Below are 24736 nucleotides of genomic sequence, written 5' to 3' on the forward strand. Positions count from 1 at the left end.
CCATGGTAGAAATTGTAAAATTTTCAGCAACAGGCCGGCGAAAAACTGCCGTCGCACGAGTGAATTTAAGCCCGGGCAGCGGAAAAATTGTCGTCAATGAATTTGCTATTGAAAAATATTTCACGCGGGAAACCGATCGAATATTGCTCATGGAGCCTTTGCGGTGTACGAACTCAATTGCTAAATTTGATATTATCGCCAAAGTTTTTGGCGGAGGAATAACCGGCCAAGCGGGCGCTATGAAGCTTGCTATTTCCCGGGCTTTAGCTGTTTGCGATGAGGAAAACCGAAAAGCCCTGAAAAAAGAGAACTGCTTAAGCCGCGACCCCAGAATGAAGGAACGTAAAAAGCCGGGGCAGAAAGGTGCACGTAGAAAATTCCAGTGGGTTAAACGGTAAACCTATAGCAGCCAATTAAATAAAGAAATTTAAAAACCTATCTCCTCGACAAAAACGTTGACGAGATGGGTTTTTTATTTTAAGATAAAACATTGTTTTTTAAATTCGATTTCAACAAAACTTATTGAAAATAAAAGGGATAAAAATGATCCGAGTCGGTATTGTAGGGATTAGTGGTTATTCAGGCGAACTGCTTTTAAACATCCTCTTAAAACATCCGCAGGTACGTATCACTTATGTCAGCGCCGGGACCACCAAAGGAAAAATTGAAGATATTTTCCCCTATCTAAAGGGAAAAACAAGCCTTGTTTGCGGCGAATTTGATGCAAAAAAAGCGGCCGCATCGTGCGATGTCGTATTTTTAGCGGTCCCGCATACGGCTTCACTTAAGATAACTCCCCAGCTTTTAGCCGAGAAAAAGCGGGTTATTGATCTAAGCGCAGATTACCGGTTAACCGACACAAAAATATTTGAACAATGGTATCACGTCGCTCATTCCGATAAAAAGAATCTGGCGCACGCGGTTTACGGGCTTCCGGAGCTTTACCGGGAAGATATTAAAAATGCTCAATTGATCGCAAATCCGGGCTGTTACCCGACCACGGCAATTTTAGCTTTAGCGCCGATCATGGCCATGAAAGCAAAATCAGTCGCGTCCGTCATTATTGACGCCAAATCAGGCACCACCGGCGCGGGACGAAAAGCCGCGGCAAACTTACTATTCGCAGAAGTGAATGAAAATTTCAAGGCTTATAAAGTGCTTTCACATCAGCACACACCGGAGATTGAGCAAATCTTGTCTTCGTTGGCGAAAAAAGATATTAACCTAACGTTTACAGCGCATCTTTTGCCCGTTAGCCGGGGAATTTTGGAAACTATTTATGTTCAATTTAAAAATAAAAGCGCGTTAGAAAATCTTCACGGCCTTTATACGAAATTTTACAAAACGGAACCTTTCGTCCGGGTTTTAACTCCCGGTTTGCAACCGGAACTAAAATTCGTCAACGCAACAAATTATTGCGACATTGCTATTGTCGTCGATGAAGCGAAAAAATTGTCGATCATCACCAGCGCTACCGACAATCTTATGAAAGGCGCGTCGGGGCAAGCGGTGCAAAATATGAATATCATGTACGGTTTCGATGAAACGGCAGGGCTCTTATGAAAATTATAAAGGGGGGCGTCACAACTCCGCAAGGATTTACCGCTAACGGAATTTCGGCCGGAATTAAGAAATCTGGGAAGCCAGATCTTGCGCTTATTGCGAGCGACGTTCCTGCTATAGCCGCCGGAGTTTTTACTAAGAATTCTGTAAAAGCCGCACCACTCATTGTAACAATGAAAAATATCGCCTCCGGCAAAGCCCAGGCCATTATCGCCAATAGCGGTAATGCGAATTGCTTTACCGGAGATTTCGGGCTTCTTTACGCGCAAAAATCAACAGAATTGATCGCCAAGCTCCTTAATATAAGCGCAAAACTTGTTTTGGTGACATCGACGGGAATCATCGGAAAACCTTTGCCATATCAAAAGATCGTTCATGGCGCGCCACGACTGGTCGCCGGTTTAAATTCTAGCGGCGGACGAAAAGCCGCCAAAGCCATTTTAACGACCGATCTCGCGCTCAAAGAAATTTCCGTCCAAATTAAATTGAGCGGAAAAAAAGTTTCGATCGGCGCCATGGGCAAAGGTTCGGGAATGATCGCGCCCAACATGGCCACAATGCTAGGGTTTATCACAACGGATGCGGCCATTAGCGCACCCATGTTAAAAGCCGCGCTTAAATGCGCCATCAATAAATCGTTTAACAACATTACCGTTGACGGCTGCATGAGCACCAATGACATGGTTGTTGTTTTTGCTAACGGTTTAGCCGGCAATAAGCCGATCATAAAACAGGGAAAAGAATTTAAAACTTTTTGCGATGCCTTAACTTTTGCTTGCGTTGATCTGGCTAAAAAGATCGTCTGGGATGCTGAGGGGATCACAAAATTCATCGAGATCACAACAAGCGGCGCAAAAACGGTTGAACAGGCAAAAAAGATATGTTTCGCGATAGCCAACTCAAATTTGGTCAAAACAGCCGCCTACGGAAATAATCCGAACTGGGGACGGGTTGCGGCTGCCGTTGGATCATTAGGATTTCCCATTACCGAAAAACAACTGAAGATCCGGTTTGATTCTTTTAAAAAGAAGCACATCCACATCAATGTCGATGTCGGATTAGGAAAAGAGAAGGCAACCGTTTACACATCGGATCTATCTGTGGAATACGTGAATATCAATGGACGATATAATTAAAAAAGCCGGGGTTCTGGTTGAAGCTATTCCGTATATCCATGCCTTTCGGCGGAAGATATTCCTAGTTAAATACGGCGGAAGCATCCTGGAAGATGCCACCATCCGAAAACATGTCTTAGAGGATATTGTTTTCTTAAGCTATGTCGGGATCCGAGTTATTTTGGTGCACGGCGGCGGACAGAATATCAACGCGCGTTTGACCGAGATCGGAAAAAAAGCGGAATTTCACGAAGGCATTCGAGTTACCGATAAAGAAACATTGGATATTGTTTGCGACGAGCTTGATAAGCTCAATAAAAAACTCGTGGAAGAAATTAAAACTTTGCGCGGCGATGTGGTGGGTTTACGCGGCCATCACAATATTGTCCACGTTCAAAAGAAAAAAGCTTCTCGCGACCTAGGTTTCGTGGGGACCATTACCTCCGTTGACCAGGAAGCCATTGAAACGAACTTGAAAAAAGGGCAAATTGTCGTTATGTCTCCGATGGGAATTGGCGTCGACAAACAAACGCACAATGTGAATGCCGATGAAGTCGCCGGCGCCATCGCAACATCCATGAAGGCCGAAAAGCTGGTTTTATTAACCAATGTTCCCGGTGTTTTGGCGCGCCACGAAGACAAAGACTCTTTGATCTCATCGGTAACGATCAAGGACGTTGAGACGCTCAAGAAAAATAAGATCATTCAAGGCGGCATGATCCCTAAGGTTGATTCATGCGTTGAAGTCTTACTGGGTGGAGTTACCAAAGCGCACATTATTGACGCGCGATTGCATCACGCGCTTTTACTGGAAATCTTTACCGACCGAGGCGTCGGCACACAAATTATCAAAGAATGAAAAAACAAGAAGTTTTCGACAACTATAACAATTTCATCCTTTCCACTTATACGCGAACAGCAGGTGTTTTCGTTAAGGGCAAGGGAATGACTTTAATTGATATGGACGGAAAGAAATATCTGGATTTCTTTCCCGGATGGGGTGTGAGCAATGTCGGGCATTGTCATCCGAAGGTGATGAGCGCCGTGCGCGATCAGATCGGAACACTCATTCATCTTCCGAATAATTTTTATCATCCCCAGCAGGCAAAATTAGCCAAAGAAATTGTGCGATGGTCTTTTCCGTCAAAAGTCTTTTTTGGCAATAGCGGCGCCGAGGCTTGCGAAGGCGCTATCAAGTTTGCCCGGGTTTTCGGACAAGGCCGTTATGAAGTCATCACTTTCGAGAATTCTTTTCATGGCCGAACGCTCGCCGCTGTTACCGCGACGGGACAAAAAAAATATAACGCGCCGTTCGCGCCTTTACCGGAAGGGTTTAAAACAGTTGCGTTCAATGATATAGAAGCTATTAAGTCAGCCATCACCGATAAAACCGCCGCTATTATGTTAGAACTTGTTCAAGGCGAGGGCGGCATCAACGTCGCCAAGCCGGAATTCTTAAAAGAGCTTCGGCAATTGTGCGATGAAAAGAAATTGCTTCTTATTTTCGATGAAGTTCAAACCGGTATGGGACGATTAGGGGAAATGTTCGGATTTAAAGCGTTTGGTGTCGTGCCGGATGTGATGATATTAGCCAAATCGCTGGGCGGCGGACTTCCTATCGGCGTTATGGTCGTCAAGAAAGAAATCGCGGATATTTTTAAACCCGGCATGCACGCGTCAACATTTGGCGGAAGCCCTTTGGTTTGCAAAGCCGCACTCGGCGCTTTTGCCGCCATCAGTAAAGATAAAATGCTCATCAATACGCGAAAAATGAGCCCGTATTTTTTCGCAAAGGCAAACGCTTTAAAGAAAAAATGTTCCTGCGTCAAAGAAGTACGCGGCTTAGGGCTTATGATGGGCATTGAACTAACGATCGAAGGAAAAGCGATCTTCGAAGAATGTTTCGCGCAAGGACTCATTATCAATTGCACGCAGGGAAATGTTTTACGGCTTATGCCGGCTTTAAATGTCACAAAAAAACAGATCGATAAAGCATTTTTTATTTTGGAAAAAGCTATCAGAAAGGTTGCAGGTTAGATGAAACGTGATTTAATAGCCGTACAAGACCTATCGACGGAAGAATTAAAGCAAATTTTTTCTTTATCAAAAGATGTTAAGCAAAATAAAGAAAAATTTTCCGGATTTCTTAAAGGAAAAACGATTGCCATGGTTTTTCAAAAACCTTCTAACCGAACGCGCGTTTCTTTTGAAGTCGGTGTTTGGCAATTAGGCGGAAACTGTGTTTATCTCGGCCCGGAAGAGATCAATTTAGGAAAACGCGAATCAACATCCGATGTGGCGAAAACACTGTCGCGCTATGTCGGCGGGATCGTCGCGCGGACATTTTCGCACCAAGATGTGATTGACTTAGCAAAGTTCGCTTCGGTTCCGGTTATTAACGGGCTTTCAGATCTAGCGCATCCGTGCCAAGCCCTGGCTGATATCTTTTCTATTGAAGAAAAATTCGGGGACGTTAAAGGATTAACGCTCGCTTACGTCGGCGACGGCAATAATGTGTGCAATTCGCTTATCTTCGGCTGTGCTTTGATGGGAATGAATATTTCCATCGCATCGCCCAAAGGATATGAGCCGAATGCCGCTTACGTTAAAAGCGCAAAACGTTTTTCCGATAAAAACGGCTCCGCGATCGAAGTCAGCAATGACCCGCAAAAGACAGTCAAAGACGCGGATGTCATTTACGCCGATACTTGGGTAAGCATGGGCCAGGAAGCAGAAAGCAAAAAACGCCTCAAAGATTTTGACGGATTTCAAATTGACGCCAAGCTTGCGGGCAAAGCCAAGAAAAATTATATTTTTATGCATTGCTTGCCGGCGCATCGAGGGCAAGAAGTTACGGACGACATTATTGACGGAAAACATTCCATTATTTTTGATCAAGCGGAAAACCGAATGCATGTACAAAAAGCAGTTTTGATGTTTCTATTAGGGGGCACAAAATGAAAAAAGTTGTTTTAGCATATTCAGGCGGATTAGATACCTCTTGCGCCATCACTTGGCTCAATAAAAAAGGTTACGACGTCATTGCCTTTATCGCCGATGTCGGCCAAGGCGAGAATTTTTCCCAAATCAAAAAACGCGCTCTGGCGACCGGAGCATCCAAGGTATATGTTTTGGACCTTACAAAAGAATTTGTGGAAGAATATGTTTTTGCCGCCCTTAAAGCCGGAGCAGTTTATGAAGGGAAATATCTTTTAGCCACCGCTTTGTCGCGGCCTTTGATCGCCAAATACCAAGTGGAAATTGCTAAAAAGGAAAATGCCTCGGCAATCGCTCACGGCTGTACCGGTAAGGGAAACGATCAAGTGCGCTTTGAAGTGACCGCGCGGATCTTAAATCCAAAGCTCGAGATCATAGCGCCCGTTCGTATTTGGGAATTTAAAACACGGGAAGACGAAATTGACTATGCCAAAGAAAATAAAATTCCCGTTGATGTCACCAAGAAAAAAGTGTACTCCATCGATAAAAATATTTACGGTATTTCTATCGAATGCGGAATTTTAGAAAATCCTTGGATAGAACCGCCGGAAGACGCGTACCAGATCACAAAAAGCCCTTTAAAAGCGCCAAATAAGCCGACCTATATTGAAATTGATTTTGAAAAGGGAATTCCGGTTAAGCTCAACGGTAAAGCGCATAATTCCGTTTCCATGATTTCAAAACTAAACGATCTTGGCGCGAAAAACGGTATCGGCCGGGTAGATATGGTTGAAAATCGATTGGTGGGAATAAAATCGCGGGAAATTTACGAAGCGCCCGCCGCAACGATCTTGCATTTTGCTCACAAAGAGTTAGAGGCGCTGGTCTTAGACCGAGAGACGCTTCATCAAAAAGAGATCGTAGCGCACAAATACGCGGAATTAATTTATTACGGGCTTTGGGAAACGCCTCTAAAGGGCCAGCTCGACGCATACATTGAAAAAACTCAAAGTAAAGTCAGCGGTACCGTGCGCCTGAAGCTTTACAAAGGAAATTGTATCGTGGCGGGACGAAAATCACCGCATTCGCTTTACAAGGAAGAATTAGCCACCTACGGCGAGAAAGATGTTTTTGATCAAAAGCTCGCCGAAGGGTTTATTAAAATTTTTGGGTTACCTTATTAACATCAAAAGGAAAAGACATGCCTAAAAAACTTTGGGGTGGACGATTTACCAAGAAGATCAATCCGCTGGTAGAGGAATTCACCAAATCTATTCAGTATGATTTTAAGATCGCGCAAGCCGATATTATCGGCTCGCTTATCCATATTCAGATCTTAAAGAAAAACGGATACCTAACAGCTGAGGAAACCTTGGAGCTCCAGGCCGCGCTGGGAGAAATCTTTGAAAGCATTGAAAAGGGCAAGTTCAAACTCGATATTGCCTGCGAAGATATTCACACGCAAATTCAAAATATGCTGGAAAAAAAGATAGGCGATCTGGCGCTAAAACTTCATACCGCGCGTTCGCGAAACGATCAAGTGGTTTTCGCTACCAAGCTTTACTGCAAGGCGAATATTTCCGAGATCCAGGATAATATCAACGCATTGATCGGCAGTTTCGAAAAGATAGCCGGCGGAACCGACATCATTATTCCAGGACTCACGCATATGCAGCACGCGCAGCCTATTTATCTTAAGGATTATTTTCTAGCCTTTGTGGAAATGCTTAAGCGTGACCATGTGCGCCTCGGGCAGATATTGGGAAATATCAAGATCACCCTCGGCGCCGGCGCTTTAGCCGGAACGCCTATTGACGCGGCGCTTTATAATGAAGGGGTTTCTGAACATCTTAAGACGCAAAAAAAGAACCTGACCGATATCTTTAAGGTTGAATCGACGGTTAATTCGGTCGATGCCGTAAGCGATCGGGATTTTGTGATCGAGATCTTAAGCGCGCTTTCGATTCTAGGCATGCATCTTTCACGGCTTTCGGAAGATCTGATCATTTGGTCATCGGCAGAATTTGATTTTGTGGAAATTGACGAAAGTTTCTGCACCGGAAGCTCTCTGATGCCGCAAAAGAAAAATCCCGACGCGCTGGAACTTATTCGCGGCTATGCGGGGCGGCTGTACGGCAATTTGGTCAGTGTTTTGACGACGATGAAGGGGCTGCCGCTTACGTATAATCGGGATATGCAGCTCGATAAAGAGCCTTTGTTTAATTCCATCGAGATCGCGTCCGATGAGCTTAAGATCTTAACCGGACTAATTGCCACCTTAAAATTCAACAAAGGAAAGATCGAAGCGCAATTAAAAGACGAATCGCTTTATGCCACCGACTTAGTTTACTATTTGGTGGACAAACGAATCGCCTTTAAAGAAGCACACACACTTGTCGGAAAACTGATAAAATATTCACTTGATAATGATATCCGGATCAAGGATATGCCCGAAGAACTACTAAAGAAGTTTTCCGGAAAATTCATCAAAAAAGAAATTGTTAAATTGTTCGACCCAAAGGTATCGGTCGAATCAAAGAAATCCATTAAACGAAAGTAACCATGCACGATTTTTTATTTAAAAACAACGAGCTTTACTGCGAAAAAGTGAAAGTTTCCACGATCGCCCAAAAAGCTGGAACGCCGCTTTATATTTACAGCCGCAAAACGCTAGTCGATCATTTCACTAAAATCAAAAAGGCGTTCGCGCCGGTCGCGCCAACCATTTGTTTTGCCATGAAATCGAACGACAATTTATCGGTCGTTAAGACACTTCTTAACGAAGGCGCTGGTTTAGATATCGTTTCCGGTGGGGAACTTCAAAAAGCGTTAAAGCTTGGCGCGAACCCACAAAAAGTCGTTTTTGCATCCGTAGGTAAAACGGAAGCTGAAATTACCTTGGCCATTCGTACCGGAATTTTATTTTTTAATGTCGAATCCGTTCCGGAACTCGATGAAATAAACCGTATCGCGAAAAGATTAAAGAAAGTAACGCAAGTAGCGCTTCGCATCAATCCGGATGTCGAAGCAGCCACGCACCACTTTGTCACCACGGGAACGCTAAAAAATAAGTTTGGAATTGATCTGCGCTCGGCGCGCCAGATCTTTAAATCGCGCGGAAAATATTCCAACATAAAGATCAACGGGCTTCATGTCCATATCGGTTCACAGATAACGACATCAGCGCCTTTTATCACCGCCATCAAAAAAGTTTTGGAATTTATCCAAACCTTGCGCAATGACGGGATCGTTTTGGAATATTTGGATATCGGCGGAGGCCTAGGCATTATTTACAGAGACGAAAAACCGCAAACCGCGCAGGAATTTGCTAATGCGGTGTTGCCGCTTTTGCAAAAAACAGGGCTTAAAGTCATTATGGAGCCCGGCCGGTTTATTGTCGGCAATGCCGGGATTTTTGTCACCCGGGTTTTATATATCAAAGATAATGGCTTTAAGAAATTCATGATCGTTGATGGTGGGATGAACGACCTTATTCGTCCGTCTTTGTATCACGCGTATCATGAAATTGTTCCTATTAAGAAAACAAACGCGAAGCCGCAAACCTTTGATGTGGTTGGCCCGGTTTGCGAAAGCGGGGACTTTTTTGCCAAAGACCGAAAACTTCCCACCGTTAAAAAAGATGCTCTTTTGGCGGTGATGAGCGCCGGAGCTTATGGATTTGCTATGTCGAGTAATTATAACGCGCGTCCACGCAGCGCCGAAGTTCTGGTGGATGGAAATAAATTTGCTGTTGTTCGTAAAAGAGAAACATTCAAGGATCTCATTCGTGGAGAAGTGATCCCGGGGTTTTTAAAATGAAAAAAATAGCTTTCACGAAAATGCAGGGTGCCGGAAATGATTTCGCGGTCATTGAACACGCGAAAGGGAATTTGCGCGCGCTGGCACAAAAGATGTGCCATCGTAAATTCGGAATAGGCGCGGACGGGATTTTGGTTTTAGGAAAATCTAAAAAAACCGATTACCGTATGCGCATTTTCAATTCTGATGGCAGCGAGGCCGAGATGTGCGGCAACGGCGTACGCTGTTTGGCGAGCTATATCGTCCGAAATAAAAATCCAAAAAAGAAAATATTCGGCATTGAAACCTTAGCCGGAATTATTTACTGCGAAGCTAAAAACGGTGTCGCGCAGGCGCATTTAAGCGCGCCCAAAAATTACGCTTCCAACATCACGCTCAACATTTTTGGGCGCGCTTTAAAAGTCAACTTTATCGACACCGGCGTGCCGCACGCGGTCGTCTTTGTCGATTCTTTAGAAAAAATTGACGTGGAAAGAATCGCGCCGCAAATTCGTTGGCATAAAAAGTTCGCGCCCCGTGGCGCCAATGTCAATTTTGTGGAGCAGGTCGGGAAAAACTTTATTAACGTGCGTACCTTTGAACGCGGCGTGGAAGGTGAAACCTTAGCCTGCGGGACCGGAAGTGTCGCATCCGCCGCTATCGCATTTTTAAAAGCAAATCCGAATGCGCAAAACGCAAAACAAATCGTTAAAGTTTTAACAAAAGGCGGAGAAACTCTTCTTGTCACCGTCGAACTCATTAACGGAAAAGTCCAGAATGTTTGGCTAAAAGGAAAAACCGATTTTGTATCGGAAGGAGTTTATTACGATGATTAAGGGCTCGATCGTTGCGCTCGCCACACCGTTTTCAAACGGCCGCGTGGATGAGAAAAAAATCAAAGAGCTGGTGGAGTTTCAGCTTAAAAACGGCACCAATGGCATTGTCCCGTGCGGAACAACCGGAGAATCCCCGACACTTTCTACCGAAGAGCACGAACACGTCATCGAAGTCACCATCAAAGCCGTCAATAAACGTGTTCCTGTCATTGCCGGAACCGGTTCTAACTCCACGTCTGAGGCCATCGTTTTAACACAACACGCCGAGAAATCCGGCGCCGATGCCGCTTTGATCGTTTCGCCTTATTATAATAAGCCGACACAAAAAGGGCTTTATTTGCATTTTAATGAGATCGCCAAGAATACCAAGCTTCCTATCATCCTTTACAATATTATGGGCCGCACCGGAGTTAACATCGAACCTGTCACCATGGCAAAACTTGCCGCGGATTGTAAAAATATTGTCGGTGTCAAAGAAGCCTCAGGTTCTTTGGAGCAAATGGCCGCCGTGCGCAAACTTTGCGGGCCGAAATTTATCTTACTTTCCGGAGATGACGCCTTAACACTTCCGCTTTTAAGCTTAGGCGGGATGGGTGTTATTTCGGTTGTAGCTAACATTGTTCCGGCGGATGTTTCCGCGCTGATCAGCGCCTTCAACGAAGGAAACTTGAAAAAGGCGCAAGAGATCCACTATAAATTACTGCCTTTAGTCAAAGCGATGTTTCTGGAAACCAATCCTATTCCGGTTAAAACCGCCATGGGGCTTATGGGCCTTTGCGAAGGGAGTTTACGCCTGCCGCTTTGTGAAATGTCAGATGAAAATTTAGCGAAACTTAAAATAGCCTTAAAAGAATACGGATTGCTAAAGTAAGAAGAGAGGAACTGCTTATGATCAAACTCGCCATTAGTGGTTGTTGCGGAAGGATGGGCGCGCGAATAGCCGAATTAGCCCAGCAAGATTCAGAATTCAAGATTTTGGCCGCTTTAGAGATCCCCAATCATCCAAAGCTCAATACGCCCTTAGGCGGTGTTAAAATAACCTCCAATACCGCCGCCATCAAGGGAAGCGACGTCCTCATCGAATTTACTTCGCCTGAAGCGACCATGATGCATTTAGACGAATGTGTCAAAACCGAAACAAAAATGATCATCGGCACGACAGGTTTATCCGCCGATCAGATCAAAAAAATAAAGCTCGCTTCTAAAAAGATCCCCATCGTTTTTTCCTCCAATATGTCGGTCGGTGTTAATTTGCTTTTTAAGCTAGTCGGAGAATTGGCCGCCAGAACCGCCGGAAAATACAAAGTCAAAATTGTCGAAGCCCATCATGTCCATAAAAAAGACGCACCATCCGGCACCGCCAAAACCATCGCGCAGGCAATAGAACGGGCCAGCAAATACCCGGTTGAAGATATTCAATCCATCCGCGAAGGAGAGATCATCGGCAATCACGACGTCACCTTTGAAAGCGATGTGGACATCATCACCATCGGCCATCACGCTAAAACGCGAGATATCCTTGTTCAAGGAGCTCTTGTCGCCGCCAAGTTCATCGCCAAAAAGAAAACCGGATTGTTTAGTATGCAAGACGTATTGGGGCTGAAGTAACATGTCCCGACGTTTTCTATTCATAATGGTAGCCGGGACTCCGACTTACGCCAACGGCGTAATGTCGGAGCAAGATGTTTTAGGGTTAAAGTAATTACCAAATTCCCAATATCAAATGCCCAATGTCAAGCAAATTCCCAATTTCCAATACGCAATTAGAAATTAACATCAAAGAATGGATGTCTTAAACGAAAAAGAATTTTTCTGCCCTTATTGCGGCAGTTGTAATACGATAACACTGGAACCGGGACAGGGAAAAGAGTACGAATTGATCACCGATTGTGAAATTTGCTGCCGGCCAATCGTTGTTTCCATAAAAATGATCGGCGAAGAGGCAGAGATCACCGCCCGCGCGGAAAATGAGTAGCGAAAAGACAATTTAAATGAGCCGCAATTGGGCTATTTGATTTTCACGAAAAGGTAAGTTCCAACAATAAAGGAGAACAGATGAAAAGATTTTCATGGATGATACTGGCGGGCGTTATTATATTGTTTTCAAACGGTTGTAGTTTTGTCGGCATCGAAGACGGACAGGGCGGCATAAAAGCCGACTTTGGAAAGATCGCCGATGAGCCCTTAGGAACAGGGTGGCATTTTTTTATTCCAATGTTTTCATGGATCGAAAGATGGGATATCAAAACTCTGGAATTACAAGAAACCGCCAATGTCCCTTCCTCGGAAGGATTGATCTCGCAACTCGACATCTCGGTCCTGTACAACGTCCCCAAAGAGAATATCGTAAAAGTCAGAAAGACCATCGGCCGGCATTATGTGGCAACGGTCATCGAGCCTTACGTCCGTGAATCTATCCGCAATATAGTGAGCGGCTACGAGGTTAAAGCTCTTTTTAGTGATGACGGAAGAAATAAAATAGGCAAAGGAATGCTCAACTTTCTTAAAGAGAAACTCGAACCGCGCGGAATTAACGTTCAGGATGTTTTGTTGCGTGACGTGCGATTACCTTCGGTTTTCTCTGATAGTATTCAGCAGAAATTAAAAACAGAGCAGGAAGCCCAGCAAAAACAATTTGAACTGCAAAAAGCCAAGATGGACGCGGAGATCGCCGTCGCTAAGGCCAAAGGTGTCGCCGAGAGTAATCAAATTATCGCCGGAAGCATCAGCGATAATTATTTGCGTTATCTTTGGATAGAGGGTTTGCAAACCAGCGACAAACAAATTATTTACGTGCCGACGGAAGCAAACCTGCCCATTATGGAAGCGGGACGAACCAACTCGCTAAGAGGAGCTTTAGACGCGGGCGGCAAATAAAAGTAGAAAATTCTTAATCCCGGGAACACGTACATATAAAACGAGAGGGGAAATGCGATGAGCATTTGGGGAATTCTTGCAGGATTCATTTTGTATCTTGTACCGCTTCAATTTTTCGTGGTACGATCTATTCCGCAACCAATCGAGCGTTTGCCCTTATGCATTCTCGTATCTTTGCCTTCGCTTTTACTCGCAATTTTTTCCTGGAAAAAGCAAAGAAAGTTTTCCATTGGAGTCATCGCTGGGACAATGATTTGCTTCTTATTTCTTATCCTTTCATTTGTTCCGCACAATTTAAGATCGGCTAGCAGCGAAATGCCTATTAAGATCAACAATACAAAATAAAGGAGCTTTATAAGCATGGAGATTGAACAATCGGAACGATTAAAAATGCTTCCTCCGTATTTATTCGTTGAGATAGACAAGGCTAAGCGCGAAGCGAAAGCGGCGGGAAGAGATATTATTGATCTGGGCGTGGGAGATCCGGATATGCCGACACCGCCGCATATTATTGAAGCGCTTAAAACGGCCGCGCAAGATGGCGGTAATCATCATTATGCTTTTGACGCGGGATTGCCGGCTTTGCGCAAAGAAATATCCGCCTTTTGTCAAAATCATTTCAATGTTTCCTTAAATCCTGATGGTGAAATTTATCCTTTGATCGGCTCTAAAGAGGGAATCGCGCATCTTCCTTTGGCTATCATCAATCCTAAAGATAAAGTTTTAGTTCCCGATCCGTGTTATCCGGTTTATCGTTCCGCAACTTGGTTTGCCGGTGGAAAAGTCGTTACTTTACCTTTAAAAGCCAAAAATAATTTCCTGCCGGATTTGGAGAGAATCAAAGACGCAAAATTGCTTTATATCAATTACCCGAATAACCCAACATCCGCCACCGCGCCGCGGGAATATTTAACCGAATTGGTAAAAATCTGCAAAGAAAAGGGAATTATCATCGCATCAGATTTGGCATATTCGGAAATTTATTATGACAATGAAAAACCGGTGAGTATTTTGGAAATCGAGGGTGCAAAGGATATCGCGATTGAATTTCATTCGCTTTCCAAAACCTTTAATATGACCGGCTGGCGTTTGGGCTGGGCCTGCGGAAATCCGAAACTCATCGCCGCTTTAGCCAAAGTTAAAGCCAATGTGGATTCGGGGATTTTCCAGGCCATACAAGTCGCCGGCATCGCCGCTTTAAAAAGCGATCCGCATGATTTAGATGACCTGCGGCGCATGTATCAGGAACGCCGCGACCTATTTATCAACGGGCTTCGTTCTATCGGATGGAAAATCGCACCGCCCAAGGCCGCGTTTTATGTTTGGGCGAAACTGCCGAAGAAATTTACCGGTTCTATGGAAACCGCTAAAGCATTTTTAGACCAAGCCGATATTGTGGCGACACCGGGTGTTGGTTTCGGCGAACACGGCGAAGGGTTTATCCGCATGACGATCACCGTTCCTAAAGAGCGGCTGACGTTGGCAGTGGAGAGGTTGAAGAAAGTCATTTAGTGAAATGACTAATTCCCAATGTCAAATGGCAAATAAATTACCAATGACTAATGTCAAATAAAATACATTAGAAATTGGAAATTTGACATTTATTTAGAATTAGAAATTTGGCATTCATCATTGATGTTTATCTGTAAAGGATCAGTGTTGGCTATTGTTTACTTCGGACTTGGTTCCAATTTAGGCGATCGGAAGAAAAATATTCTTGGCGCTTTGGCGCGGATGCGCCAAAGCGCCATTCGTATCCAAAAGGTTTCGCACGTCATTGAAACCAAGCCGGTGGGCGGCCCCAAGGGCCAAAATGATTATTTAAACGCCGCGGCAAAGGGTACAACTGAACTTACACCGGGAAAACTTCTTCGAACACTTAAATCCATCGAAAAAAAGCTCGGCCGAAAAAAAGGACTCCGCTACGGCCCGCGCTTGATCGACATTGATATTTTGATCTATGAAAACAAATGGATCAAAACGCCAAAGCTGACAATTCCTCATCCGCGCATGCTCAAAAGGGAATTCGTCTTAAAACCATTAAAAGAGATCGCTCCAAAACTCGTAAAGGAACTTTTATCGTGAAGATCGTTAAAAGCATAAAACAAATGCACAGTATAGTCCTTGACGCCAAGAGAAAAAATAAAACTATCGGCTTTGTCCCCACCATGGGCTATCTGCATCACGGGCATTGTTCGCTTCTTCGCCGATGCCGTAAAGAAAATGATTTAAGTGTTTTAAGTATTTTTGTCAATCCCGTGCAGTTTTCTCCGACGGAGGATTTCACCAAATATCCGCGCGATTTAAAAAGAGACGAAAAATTTGCAAAAGACGAAAAAGTTGATATAATCTTTTATCCGTCGGTCGACGAGATCTATCCCGACGGATACCGGACCTTCGTGCAAGTGGACGGGCTCTCTGATAAGTTATGCGGAAAATTCCGCCCGGGGCATTTTAGGGGCGTTTCCACAGTGGTGATGAAATTAGTCAACATTGTTGCGCCGGACACGCTTTATTTAGGGCAAAAGGATGCGCAACAGGCGCTCATTATCCAAAGGATGCTCAAAGATCTAAACACCGATGTGCGTGTAAAGATCCTGCCGACCGTCCGCGAGAAAAGTGGTTTAGCGATGAGTTCGCGCAATAGTTATTTAGCGCCCGAACATCACGCCAAGGCAACGATCCTTTACCGTTCTTTGCAGCACGCCAAGACCATTATTGAAGACGGCGAGCGCAACCCGGAAACAGTGATTGAAGAAATGCGCGTCTTGATCTCAAGCGAAGGCGCCGAAAAAATTGATTATATTGAATGCGTGGACGCTCAAACGCTTTTACCCTTAGATGACATTAAGGGGGATATTTTGATCGCCGTTGCGGTATGGTTTGGCACAGCCCGGCTTATCGACAACATTACGGTTAGTGTGACTGAATGAAAAAAACAAAGAAGTTAAGAGTAGGTATTGTTGGCTGCGGCGCTATTGGTTCGCGCATCGCCAAAAGCATTAGCCAAGAATTAAAATCCGACTGCGCTTTAAGCGCTTTGTTTGACATCGATACCGAGAAATCGAAAAAGTTATCCGCGAAATTCTCCGCTAAAAATCTCATCAAGAAAAATTTATCCGACCTTATCAGATCTTGTGACTTGGTTGTGGAAGCCGTAACCTCCACCGAAACACAAAAAATCGTTTCGGATGTTCTGCGTGCCAAAAAACACGTACTGGCCATGAGCGTTGGAAAGCTTCTTTACGCCGATAAACTATTCGCCTTAGCGCGAAAAAATAAATGCGCGCTTCTTTTACCGTCGGGCGCGATTGCTGGTCTCGACGCTATCAAGGCGGCAAGCCTACGCAATATTTCTTCCGTTGTTTTAACCACCCGTAAGCCTCCCGTCGGGTTTGCCAACTCCGCATATATAATTAAAAAAAATATTGATTTAAACGCGATTGCCTGCGAAACTGTTCTCTTTGACGGGCACGTTGACGACGCTGTTCACTGGTTTCCAAAAAACATCAATGTGGCGGCCACACTCGCGATCGCCAGCAATTGCAAAGAAAAAGTGCGCGTGCGTATTTTGACATCACCGGAATTTAAATTGAATTCACACGAAATAGAAGTGATTGGTGATTTTGGGCGAATGGTGTCGCGCACCGATAATGTGGTGTGTCCCGATAATCCGAAGACAAGTTATTTGGCGGTGTTGTCCGCTATTCAAACATTAAAGCAATTTTTTAACACAGTAAAAATCGGAACTTAATAAAACACGAGAGGGGGTGAATCAGAGATGGCAAAGAAAATCGCAAAGGTTGGAGTAAAAAGAGAAAAAGGTTATCTTTACTTCATTGACAAGCAAGGAGACGTATCTTGCGCAAAGATGGCTCGCGGTAACAAAAAAGGCGGGTCACCTAAAAAAGTCGCGAAGGTTGGTATCAAGAAAGAAAAAGGATACCTCTACTTCTTAGACAAGCAAGGTGATGTGTCAAGCGCCCAGATGGTCCGTGGCGGCAAAAAGAAGTCGAAAAAACGTTAATTGAAATAAGAGGTTTGGGCAGCTTCTGTTCTCCTTAAAAGAAGAACAGAAGCTGCCCTCATCGCTTAAGCATTTCTTCTCAACATTCCTTCCAGTCCAAATTAATTTAAAGTTAAAGTCATGAGCAGCGAACATATCATTATCCGCGGCGCCAAGGAACACAACCTTAAAAATCTTGATCTCAAGATCCCGCGCAATCAATTTGTGGTTGTCACCGGGCTTAGCGGCTCGGGAAAATCTTCTTTAGCCTTTGATACCATTTACGCCGAAGGCCAGCGCCGCTATGTGGAAAGTTTATCCGCGTACGCCCGTCAGTTTTTGGAACAGCTGCAAAAGCCCGATGTGGAATACATCGAAGGTTTATCGCCCACTATTTCCATCGAACAAAAAACCACCAGCCGCAATCCGCGTTCAACGGTAGCCACCCAAACCGAAATTTATGATTATCTGCGCCTTTTATTTGCCCGGGTGGGAACGCCTTTTTGTTACAATTGCGGAAGAAAAATCGAACGCCAAACATCCCAAGAGATCACCGAGCAGATCCTGAATTTCAAAGAAGGAACCGAGATCAATATCCTTTCTCCGCTTATTCAGGGAAGAAAAGGTGAATACCGCAACATCCAAGCCCAAATCTCCAAAGCCGGATTTGCCCGGCTTCGGGTTGACGGAAAAATTTACGATATCAACGATAAGATCAAGCTCGATAAATTCAAAGTCCATAACATTGACGTAGTCATCGACCGATTGACGATCAAACCCAATATCAAAAAGCGTCTGACCGAATCGATTGAAACCGCGCTTAAAATGGGCAACGGCATCGCCATCATCAGCTTCTCCTCCAAAATTCCCGATAAAATTTTCAGCGAAAAATACGCCTGCATTGATTGCGGTATTAATCTTTTAGAAATTGAGCCGCGTATTTTTTCTTTTAATTCTCCTTACGGCGCTTGCCCCAAATGTAACGGGCTGGGCACCAAGATGGAAATTGACCCCGAATTAATGATCCCAGATCCGTCTAAGCCGTGGATCAACGCCATCGCTCCCTGGAAAAAAGGCGGACGCGGTTTTATGATGTATTACCGCGCGGTTTTACGCGAGATCGCTCATCTTTACCGCATCAATTTAGAATTACCGTATCAAAAGTTAAATAAACGCCAACGTAACGTCATTTTGTACGGTTCCGGCGATGTCGTCTGGGGCAGACAGTTTGAAGGTGTCGTTGCTTATTTGGAACGGCTTTTCAATGAAACCGATAATGATTGGCTCAAGGATGAGATTTCCGGTTTTATGTCCGTTTTGCCATGCCCGGAATGCAAGGGAAATCGACTCAAGAAAGAATCGCTGGCGATCAAGATCGCTGATAAAAATATTACCGAAGCCACCGCGCTATCTATTAAGGAAGCCAAACAATTTTTCTCAACGCTCAATCTCTCAAAAGACAAAAAGATCATTTCCGAGCAGATCCTTAAAGAAATTTTGCGCCGGCTCGATTTTTGTATCAATGTCGGCTTGGAATATTTAACGCTGGATCGTAAAAGCGCCACATTGTCCGGTGGGGAAGCCGAGCGCATTCGCCTCGCCACTCAAGTCGGTTCCGGTTTAGTCGGCGTTATCTACATTTTGGACGAACCGTCCATCGGGCTTCATCAAAAAGATAATGATATGCTTCTTCATACTTTGCAAGCACTGCGCGATATTGGAAACAGTCTTATCGTGGTTGAGCACGATGAAGCCACTATTCGCGCGGCGGATTATGTCATCGACCTTGGGCCCGGCGCCGGCGAACACGGCGGCGAGATCATTTACGCGGGCGATGTTCCGGGGCTTTTAAAATCCAAGAATTCTCCCACCGGACAATATTTGCGCGGCGAGCTTAAAATTCCTTTTCCGGAAAAACGCCGAGAGATCCAAAAAACAAATTTTATAAAAGTGCTGGGCGCCAGCGAACATAATCTAAAAAATATTGACGCCGCTTTTCCTTTAGGAACTTTTATTTGCATTACCGGCGTGTCCGGCTCGGGAAAATCAACCCTCATTAACGATGTTTTATATACAGCGCTTGCCGCGCAAATCAATCATTCGCGCGAAAAAGCCGGCGCGCATAAAAAGATCGAAGGCATTCATCACATTGATAAAGTGATCGTCGTCGATCAATCTCCCATCGGACGTACACCGCGCTCTAATCCGGCAACTTACACGGGAGTTTTTGGCCATGTCCGCGACCTTTTTTCCCAGCTTCCCGAATCAAAAATGCGCGGCTACAAACCTGGACGGTTCAGCTTTAACGTCAAAGGCGGACGATGCGAAGCTTGCGGCGGCGATGGAATAAGAAAGATCGAAATGCATTTTCTGCCCGACGTTTATGTTCCGTGCGAAATATGTAAAGGGCTTCGTTTTACCGAGCAAACTTTGGAAGTACGCTTTAAAGGAAAAAATATCGCCGATGTATTGTCTTTATCAGTAAGCGAGGGCTTACAGCTTTTCGAAAATATTCCGCGGGTGAAAAATACTTTGCAGACATTATGCGACGTCGGCTTAGGCTATATCAAGCTCGGACAAGCCGCCACCACGCTTTCCGGCGGAGAAGCCCAGCGCGTTAAACTTGCCAGCGAACTATGCAAATTCGCCACCGGAAAAACACTTTATATCTTAGACGAGCCGACTACGGGATTGCATTTTGCCGATGTGGATAAATTGCTGGGCGTTTTACAACGCTTGGTTGACCGCGGCAATACGGTGATCGTCATTGAACATAATTTGGAAGTCATTAAAACCGCCGATTACATCCTTGACCTAGGCCCGGACGGGGGAGATAAGGGCGGCGAAATTGTTTTTGCCGGCTCACCGGAAGAATTGATCAAATGCCCATCGTCTTACACCGGACAATACCTGAAAGATTTTTTACGCGCCAGCCATCAGCAAAAACCCGCGGGAAACTAACCACCCCTTAAATTGCAAAAACCGCCAAACCTGTTATAATGTTGGCTATGAAATTAAGAAAATTTTTTATTTTTATCGCGCTTATCTGCGTTTTTAGCGCTGCGACCTTTGCTTACGGCGAAAATGAATCCAACGAACTTCTGATGGTCGCTCAAAAGGCATTTGACGACGGATTTTATGATGTCGCTATCCGCTACGCCGAACAATTCCTAGAAAAATATCCGCAAGACACCAAGCGCACCCAAGTTAGGCTTCTTTTAGGCCAATGTCATTTTTTTAAAAGCCAATATTTAAAAGCCTTTGAAGTTTTCCAAGGCCTCCTACAGACAGTGGAGATGAAAGATACGACACTTTACTGGCTGGGCGAAACCTACCTCAAAGGCTCCGATTACGATCAGGCCATCGCGCAATATCAGCAGATCATCAGCTCCTATCCGGAATCTTTGTATTTCGCGCAAGCGCATTATTCGCTGGCTTGGGCTTTGTTTGAAAAAAAAGATTACGCGAAAGCTAAGGAAGCATTTGGTGTATTCCTGCAGAAATTTCCAACGAACGAATTATCGGAAGATGCTTTATTTAAACTAGGCGAATGTTCCTATAATGAGCGCGCTTATGAAGAGGTCATCAAACAGTTCCAGGATTATGTCATCAAATTCCAGAATTCTAAACGCCACGACCAGGCTTATTTTTACGTCGGAGAATCTTATTTTTACTTAGATAAGCTCATTGATGCCATCGGTTATTATTCCAAGGCTGTTGACATTGCCTCCAGCGATAAGATCCGCTTAATGTCAAAGATCAGTATCGCCTGGAGCTATTTGAAGCTGAGCGAATTCGAAAAGTCGGCGCAATTTTTTGATGAAGCGCAAAAACTATCGGCCGAAAAAAATCTTCCTTCCGATGAAATTTATTTAGGGCAGGCTAATCTTTATTTGGAAATGAAAGATTATCCCAAAGCCCTTGCGGCCTATGATGAACTTTTAAAACGTTCGCCACAAACAACACGGCTGGCCGAGATCTATTTAGGAAAAGCCAATGTTTATTACCTGACCGAAGACTACGAGAAAGCTTTGAATTCTTATAATCTGATTCTTACGCAGTTCGCGCAAAATCCGGACGCTTCCGAACTTTTAGAGAAAGCACGGTTTGGGTTGGGTTGGACTTATCTTAAAATGGATGAAACCGATCTGGCCATCAAGAACTTTAATGACATCATCGATCAATCCGGCAGCAAAATTACCAAGGTCAGCGCCTTAACACAAATAGGCGATATTTATCAGGATATCGGTAAGATCGACGATGCCATCATAACCTACGACAAGGTATTAACTGAATTCCCCAACAGCCTTTACACCGATTATGTTCAGTACCGCCAAGGCATCGCGCTTTTAAAACAGAATAAAACCGAAGCGGCGACCATTGCCTTTCAAAGCCTGCAGACAAATTTTCCGCAAAGCAAATACTTAAGCGACGTCAAATACTATCTGGGCGTCGCCTATTTTAAAAAAGGGGATTGGGCCAACGCCAAAGACCATTTCATCACCTTTATTGACGAACTTCCTAAAACGAACGAATTCCAAGGCGACGCCCATTATCTTTTAGCTTTATCGTATTTCAACCTAAGCGATTACGCCGAGGCGTCCAAGACATTCCAAAAAGTCATCAAGGGTTTTCCTCAGGAAACGGCATTAACGCGCGACAGCGAACTTAATTTGGCCCGGTGTTTATTTGCCCAAGGCGACACCAAAGAGGCGCTGATAAAATTTAAGATCGTCGCCTACAAATATCCGCAAACCGATTCAGCCCTAGAAGCCTTGCTGTGGCTCGGCGATTATTATTTAAAAGCTTCCGATCTCGATAATGCCGTTACTTACTACACGCAAATCCTAGAATCATTCCCGGGAAGCGAGAAAAACGCGCTCGCGCATTTTAGCCTAGGCCAAGCCTATCAAGCGCAGGGGCTTTTCGATAAAGCGCTCAACGAATATAAATTTTTAAAGGATTCTTCCGACCGCGAACTTTACGCGAAGGCGCAGCTTGCCATCGCCGATATTTTCGCCAAAGAAACAAATCCCGAAGCCGCGGTCAATTCCTATAATAAAGTCGCGGCCAATTGTCCGGAATTTAAGCGCAGTGCTTTTGTTAAGATCGCCGAGATCTATCAAAATAACCGCGACTACGACAATGCTTTGAAATCTTACCAAAGCGCTTTGGGTGCCGACATCGGATTAAGCAATATCACAAGCGTGGAGCTGCAATTTTCCATTGCCGACCTTTTAGAGACATTGAATAGATCCAATGAAGCCGTCGAGGCGTATTTTAAAGTTCCGTACCTTTACCCGAACGAAACACATTGGATCAGCAAAGCGCATTTACGCATCGCGCGCATTTTCGAAGATGATGAAGATTGGGAAAACGCGAAATTAATTTATAAAAAAATCGTGGACGCGGGAACCGATGAGGTCAAATTCGCCCAAGAGCGCATTGACTGGATCGACAGCATCATGGCAACAAAGCAGTAAGTGCCCACACAAGCAAAAGCTTAATTAAGGAGAATACCAATGATAATCTGGCAAATGAACGCTTGGCAATTGATCGTCGCCGGAGGCCCTATGATGGCGCCGATCTTTTTGTGTTCGGTTTTTGCCTTGGCCATCATCATTGAAAAATTGACCTATTTCTCCAACATTAATTCTAATATCACGACTTTACGCGATACGGTCTTTGAGTTGCTCAAGAAAAATGATATTAAAGAAGCGGTTACGCAATGCGACAACAGCCCTTCGCCGGCCGCGAAGATCTTTAAAGTCGGAATTCTGAAATTTGGCGCATCCCGCGAAGAACTTAGGGAAGTCATGCAAGATGCAAGTTTGTCCGAAATTCCAAAGCTTGAACAAAAGCTAGGGATCTTGGCTACCATCGCGCATATCGCGCCGCTTCTCGGGTTTTTAGGGACCGTGATCGGAATTGCAGGAAGTTTTTTTACCTTTCAATCACGCGCTTCAGCTCTAAATTCCATTAGCGCGAGCGATCTAGCCGCAGGCATTTGGCAAGCTCTTATCGCCACCGCCGCTGGACTTATCGTCGCTATTCCGGTCTATATTGCTTACAATTATTTGGTCAGCCGGGTTAATGGCATCATCAACGAAATGGAACACGGCGCCACAGAGCTCGTCAATCTTCTCTCGGACCTTTTGGAAGCGCAATCGGCCAAAAAGGGAGGGCATAAAGTTGAGATTTAAGCGGCAGGCTAAATTAGAGCACGGCTTAACGCTCATTGATGTTGCTCCGATGGTCAGCATCATTGTTCAACTTCTCGTTTTTTTTCTGCTTTTGTCGCCATTCGTTTTTCAGAATAGCATCCAAGTCGCACTTCCCAAAACAGTAACCAGCGATGTTATTAAAGAAGAAAACCTGATCATCCTTTTGAACAGTGAAAACGTCCTCTATCTTAATAGCGCCGTCACGACCATGAAAGAGCTTGAAGCGGCATTATCCGCGGCAGGCAATAAAACTCGCCCGGTTATTATCAAAGCTGACCGCCGAGCTTCGTTGGGGCGCATTATCGATATTTGGGATCTATGCCGAAAACTCGGCATTGAAAAGATCAATATCGCGACCGATCGGACACAATAACGATCTTCTCATCGATTTAATATGCCAAAATATTCTACCTTAAAAATTATCTTTATTTCCTTCGCGTGCCACGCCATTTTGCTTAGCTTTTTTACCTTCAAGCTTTCTCCTCCCGCAAGCACAAAGCCGGCCTTTGTTTTCCTGGGATCAATTTTGCACCGCGGAGACTTTGCGTTCGGGCCGCCCACAGCAAAGAATTCTTCCGCGGCCAATATTATTCCGGAAAATTTCAACTTTATTAAAAGCGCCCCGTCAGCGCCAAAAGCCACAATATCGGAAAAACCTCTTTATAGGCAGCCGGCCGCCAAAATAACACCAAAGCCGGCTGCCTATCAACCTCCCAAATCGACGGTCAAAAGCCAAACGCCACCTTCCAAGGCCCCCGAAGCCTTGCTCGAGCCGTTAAAACCGCTTAAACCTTACGAAAATGATCTCCCTTGATCTTTCTGCGGCTGTTGCCGCTTACCTTTTTTCCGTTATCTTGCTTGTTATCGGTATATGGATATTCTATAATTACAGTACCGAGAAAAAAGGGCAGGGAGACGCGCAATATCTTCAGCAATGCCCGTTTTGCACACATGTTTTCTTTGATTACGAGAATAGCAAAGTTAAAATCTGTCCGCGTTGCGAAAGCTACATCGCAGCCGAAGACACAGGAGCAGCTCGTGAAATATCCACTCAAAACAAAAAAAAATAACAAATCCGGCATTGTCCTCATTACGGTTGTTATTATCATTTTTACCCTCATGATCCTGGCCGTAGGCTTGCTAAGCACAAACACCAATCAAGCCTTAATGAGCCAACATCAAATCGACCGTATTAAAGCCGAACAGCTTGCCAAGGGCGCTTTTTGGTATAATTATCATAATTTAACTGCCTCGGCAGGCGCGCTACCGCCTCCTCCCACTGAAACAATGGATGGAAAAACCTATTCCATCACCCAGACTAACTCCGTAGGGACAGGCCCCAACGGTACGGATACTTTCAGCTTCCAAGTTTCTAACTAA

At 44.6% G+C, this 24736-nt stretch carries 25 protein-coding genes; all 25 read left to right on the plus strand.

Annotation, left to right across the window (positions count from 1 at the left end; all coding sequences use genetic code 11):
• The first annotated feature begins 2 nt into the window (after positions 1 to 2).
• The 25 genes from rpsI (at position 3) to WC676_06300 (ending at position 24736) form a co-directional block, all read left to right on the plus strand.
• Positions 3 to 398, plus strand: coding sequence for a 30S ribosomal protein S9 (gene rpsI, locus WC676_06180; protein MFA5060199.1), 396 nt, complete (start codon positions 3 to 5; stop codon positions 396 to 398).
• A 145-nt stretch (positions 399 to 543) separates the two neighbouring features.
• Entirely contained in the window at positions 544 to 1563 is a 1020-nt protein-coding gene (argC, locus tag WC676_06185; GenBank protein MFA5060200.1) for an N-acetyl-gamma-glutamyl-phosphate reductase, read from the plus strand.
• Positions 1560 to 2699: a bifunctional glutamate N-acetyltransferase/amino-acid acetyltransferase ArgJ gene (argJ, locus tag WC676_06190; GenBank protein ID MFA5060201.1), complete on the plus strand. Its 1140-nt coding sequence runs from the start codon at positions 1560 to 1562 to the stop codon at positions 2697 to 2699. The genes argC and argJ overlap by 4 nt, the downstream gene beginning before the upstream one ends.
• Positions 2683 to 3537: an acetylglutamate kinase gene (argB, locus tag WC676_06195; GenBank protein ID MFA5060202.1), complete on the plus strand. Its 855-nt coding sequence runs from the start codon at positions 2683 to 2685 to the stop codon at positions 3535 to 3537. Before argJ ends, argB begins: the two co-directional genes overlap by 17 nt.
• On the plus strand, positions 3534 to 4715 hold the full coding sequence (locus WC676_06200) for an aspartate aminotransferase family protein (GenBank protein ID MFA5060203.1): 1182 nt from the start codon (positions 3534 to 3536) through the stop codon (positions 4713 to 4715). The genes argB and WC676_06200 overlap by 4 nt, the downstream gene beginning before the upstream one ends.
• Positions 4716 to 5639, plus strand: a complete 924-nt coding sequence (argF, locus tag WC676_06205) for an ornithine carbamoyltransferase (protein ID MFA5060204.1) — start codon at positions 4716 to 4718, stop codon at positions 5637 to 5639.
• Positions 5636 to 6799, plus strand: a complete 1164-nt coding sequence (locus tag WC676_06210) for an argininosuccinate synthase (GenBank protein MFA5060205.1) — start codon at positions 5636 to 5638, stop codon at positions 6797 to 6799. Before argF ends, WC676_06210 begins: the two co-directional genes overlap by 4 nt.
• 17 nt (positions 6800 to 6816) lie before the next feature.
• Positions 6817 to 8175 carry an argininosuccinate lyase gene (argH, locus tag WC676_06215; protein MFA5060206.1) on the plus strand — a complete coding sequence of 453 codons (1359 nt, stop codon included), beginning with the start codon at positions 6817 to 6819 and terminating at the stop codon, positions 8173 to 8175.
• Positions 8176 to 8177: 2 nt separating this feature from the next.
• A complete protein-coding gene (lysA, locus tag WC676_06220; GenBank protein ID MFA5060207.1) occupies positions 8178 to 9434 on the plus strand; it encodes a diaminopimelate decarboxylase in 1257 nt (418 codons plus the stop codon).
• Positions 9431 to 10249: a diaminopimelate epimerase gene (dapF, locus tag WC676_06225; GenBank protein MFA5060208.1), complete on the plus strand. Its 819-nt coding sequence runs from the start codon at positions 9431 to 9433 to the stop codon at positions 10247 to 10249. Before lysA ends, dapF begins: the two co-directional genes overlap by 4 nt.
• A complete protein-coding gene (dapA, locus tag WC676_06230; protein MFA5060209.1) occupies positions 10242 to 11120 on the plus strand; it encodes a 4-hydroxy-tetrahydrodipicolinate synthase in 879 nt (292 codons plus the stop codon). The genes dapF and dapA overlap by 8 nt, the downstream gene beginning before the upstream one ends.
• Before the next feature lie 17 nt (positions 11121 to 11137).
• On the plus strand, positions 11138 to 11857 hold the full coding sequence (gene dapB / locus WC676_06235; protein ID MFA5060210.1) for a 4-hydroxy-tetrahydrodipicolinate reductase: 720 nt from the start codon (positions 11138 to 11140) through the stop codon (positions 11855 to 11857).
• A gap of 175 nt (positions 11858 to 12032) precedes the next feature.
• Positions 12033 to 12224, plus strand: coding sequence for a CPXCG motif-containing cysteine-rich protein (locus tag WC676_06240; protein ID MFA5060211.1), 192 nt, complete (start codon positions 12033 to 12035; stop codon positions 12222 to 12224).
• An 80-nt stretch (positions 12225 to 12304) separates the two neighbouring features.
• The gene (locus tag WC676_06245; GenBank protein ID MFA5060212.1) at positions 12305 to 13126 is read left to right on the plus strand and encodes a prohibitin family protein; all 822 of its coding nucleotides are present in this window, start codon (positions 12305 to 12307) and stop codon (positions 13124 to 13126) included.
• A gap of 360 nt (positions 13127 to 13486) precedes the next feature.
• A complete protein-coding gene (locus WC676_06250; protein MFA5060213.1) occupies positions 13487 to 14638 on the plus strand; it encodes an LL-diaminopimelate aminotransferase in 1152 nt (383 codons plus the stop codon).
• 147 nt (positions 14639 to 14785) lie between these two features.
• Complete coding sequence (gene folK, locus WC676_06255) at positions 14786 to 15211, plus strand: 2-amino-4-hydroxy-6-hydroxymethyldihydropteridine diphosphokinase (GenBank protein MFA5060214.1); 426 nt, start codon at positions 14786 to 14788, stop codon at positions 15209 to 15211.
• A complete protein-coding gene (gene panC, locus WC676_06260) occupies positions 15208 to 16059 on the plus strand; it encodes a pantoate--beta-alanine ligase (protein ID MFA5060215.1) in 852 nt (283 codons plus the stop codon). The genes folK and panC overlap by 4 nt, the downstream gene beginning before the upstream one ends.
• Positions 16056 to 16880, plus strand: a complete 825-nt coding sequence (locus WC676_06265; protein ID MFA5060216.1) for an aspartate dehydrogenase — start codon at positions 16056 to 16058, stop codon at positions 16878 to 16880. The genes panC and WC676_06265 overlap by 4 nt, the downstream gene beginning before the upstream one ends.
• A gap of 27 nt (positions 16881 to 16907) precedes the next feature.
• Positions 16908 to 17153 carry a hypothetical protein gene (locus WC676_06270; GenBank protein MFA5060217.1) on the plus strand — a complete coding sequence of 82 codons (246 nt, stop codon included), beginning with the start codon at positions 16908 to 16910 and terminating at the stop codon, positions 17151 to 17153.
• 120 nt (positions 17154 to 17273) lie between these two features.
• Positions 17274 to 20093 carry an excinuclease ABC subunit UvrA gene (uvrA, locus tag WC676_06275; GenBank protein ID MFA5060218.1) on the plus strand — a complete coding sequence of 940 codons (2820 nt, stop codon included), beginning with the start codon at positions 17274 to 17276 and terminating at the stop codon, positions 20091 to 20093.
• 47 nt (positions 20094 to 20140) lie between these two features.
• The gene (locus WC676_06280) at positions 20141 to 22615 is read left to right on the plus strand and encodes a tetratricopeptide repeat protein (GenBank protein ID MFA5060219.1); all 2475 of its coding nucleotides are present in this window, start codon (positions 20141 to 20143) and stop codon (positions 22613 to 22615) included.
• A 39-nt stretch (positions 22616 to 22654) separates the two neighbouring features.
• Complete coding sequence (locus WC676_06285; protein ID MFA5060220.1) at positions 22655 to 23335, plus strand: MotA/TolQ/ExbB proton channel family protein; 681 nt, start codon at positions 22655 to 22657, stop codon at positions 23333 to 23335.
• The gene (locus WC676_06290) at positions 23325 to 23729 is read left to right on the plus strand and encodes a biopolymer transporter ExbD (protein MFA5060221.1); all 405 of its coding nucleotides are present in this window, start codon (positions 23325 to 23327) and stop codon (positions 23727 to 23729) included. The genes WC676_06285 and WC676_06290 overlap by 11 nt, the downstream gene beginning before the upstream one ends.
• Positions 23730 to 24156: 427 nt before the next feature.
• Positions 24157 to 24426, plus strand: a complete 270-nt coding sequence (locus tag WC676_06295) for a hypothetical protein (GenBank protein MFA5060222.1) — start codon at positions 24157 to 24159, stop codon at positions 24424 to 24426.
• Positions 24395 to 24736 carry a hypothetical protein gene (locus WC676_06300; GenBank protein ID MFA5060223.1) on the plus strand — a complete coding sequence of 114 codons (342 nt, stop codon included), beginning with the start codon at positions 24395 to 24397 and terminating at the stop codon, positions 24734 to 24736. The genes WC676_06295 and WC676_06300 overlap by 32 nt, the downstream gene beginning before the upstream one ends.

The organism is Candidatus Omnitrophota bacterium (assembly GCA_041649175.1).
Lineage (GTDB): Bacteria > Omnitrophota > Gorgyraeia > Zapsychrales > JBAZNR01 > JBAZNR01.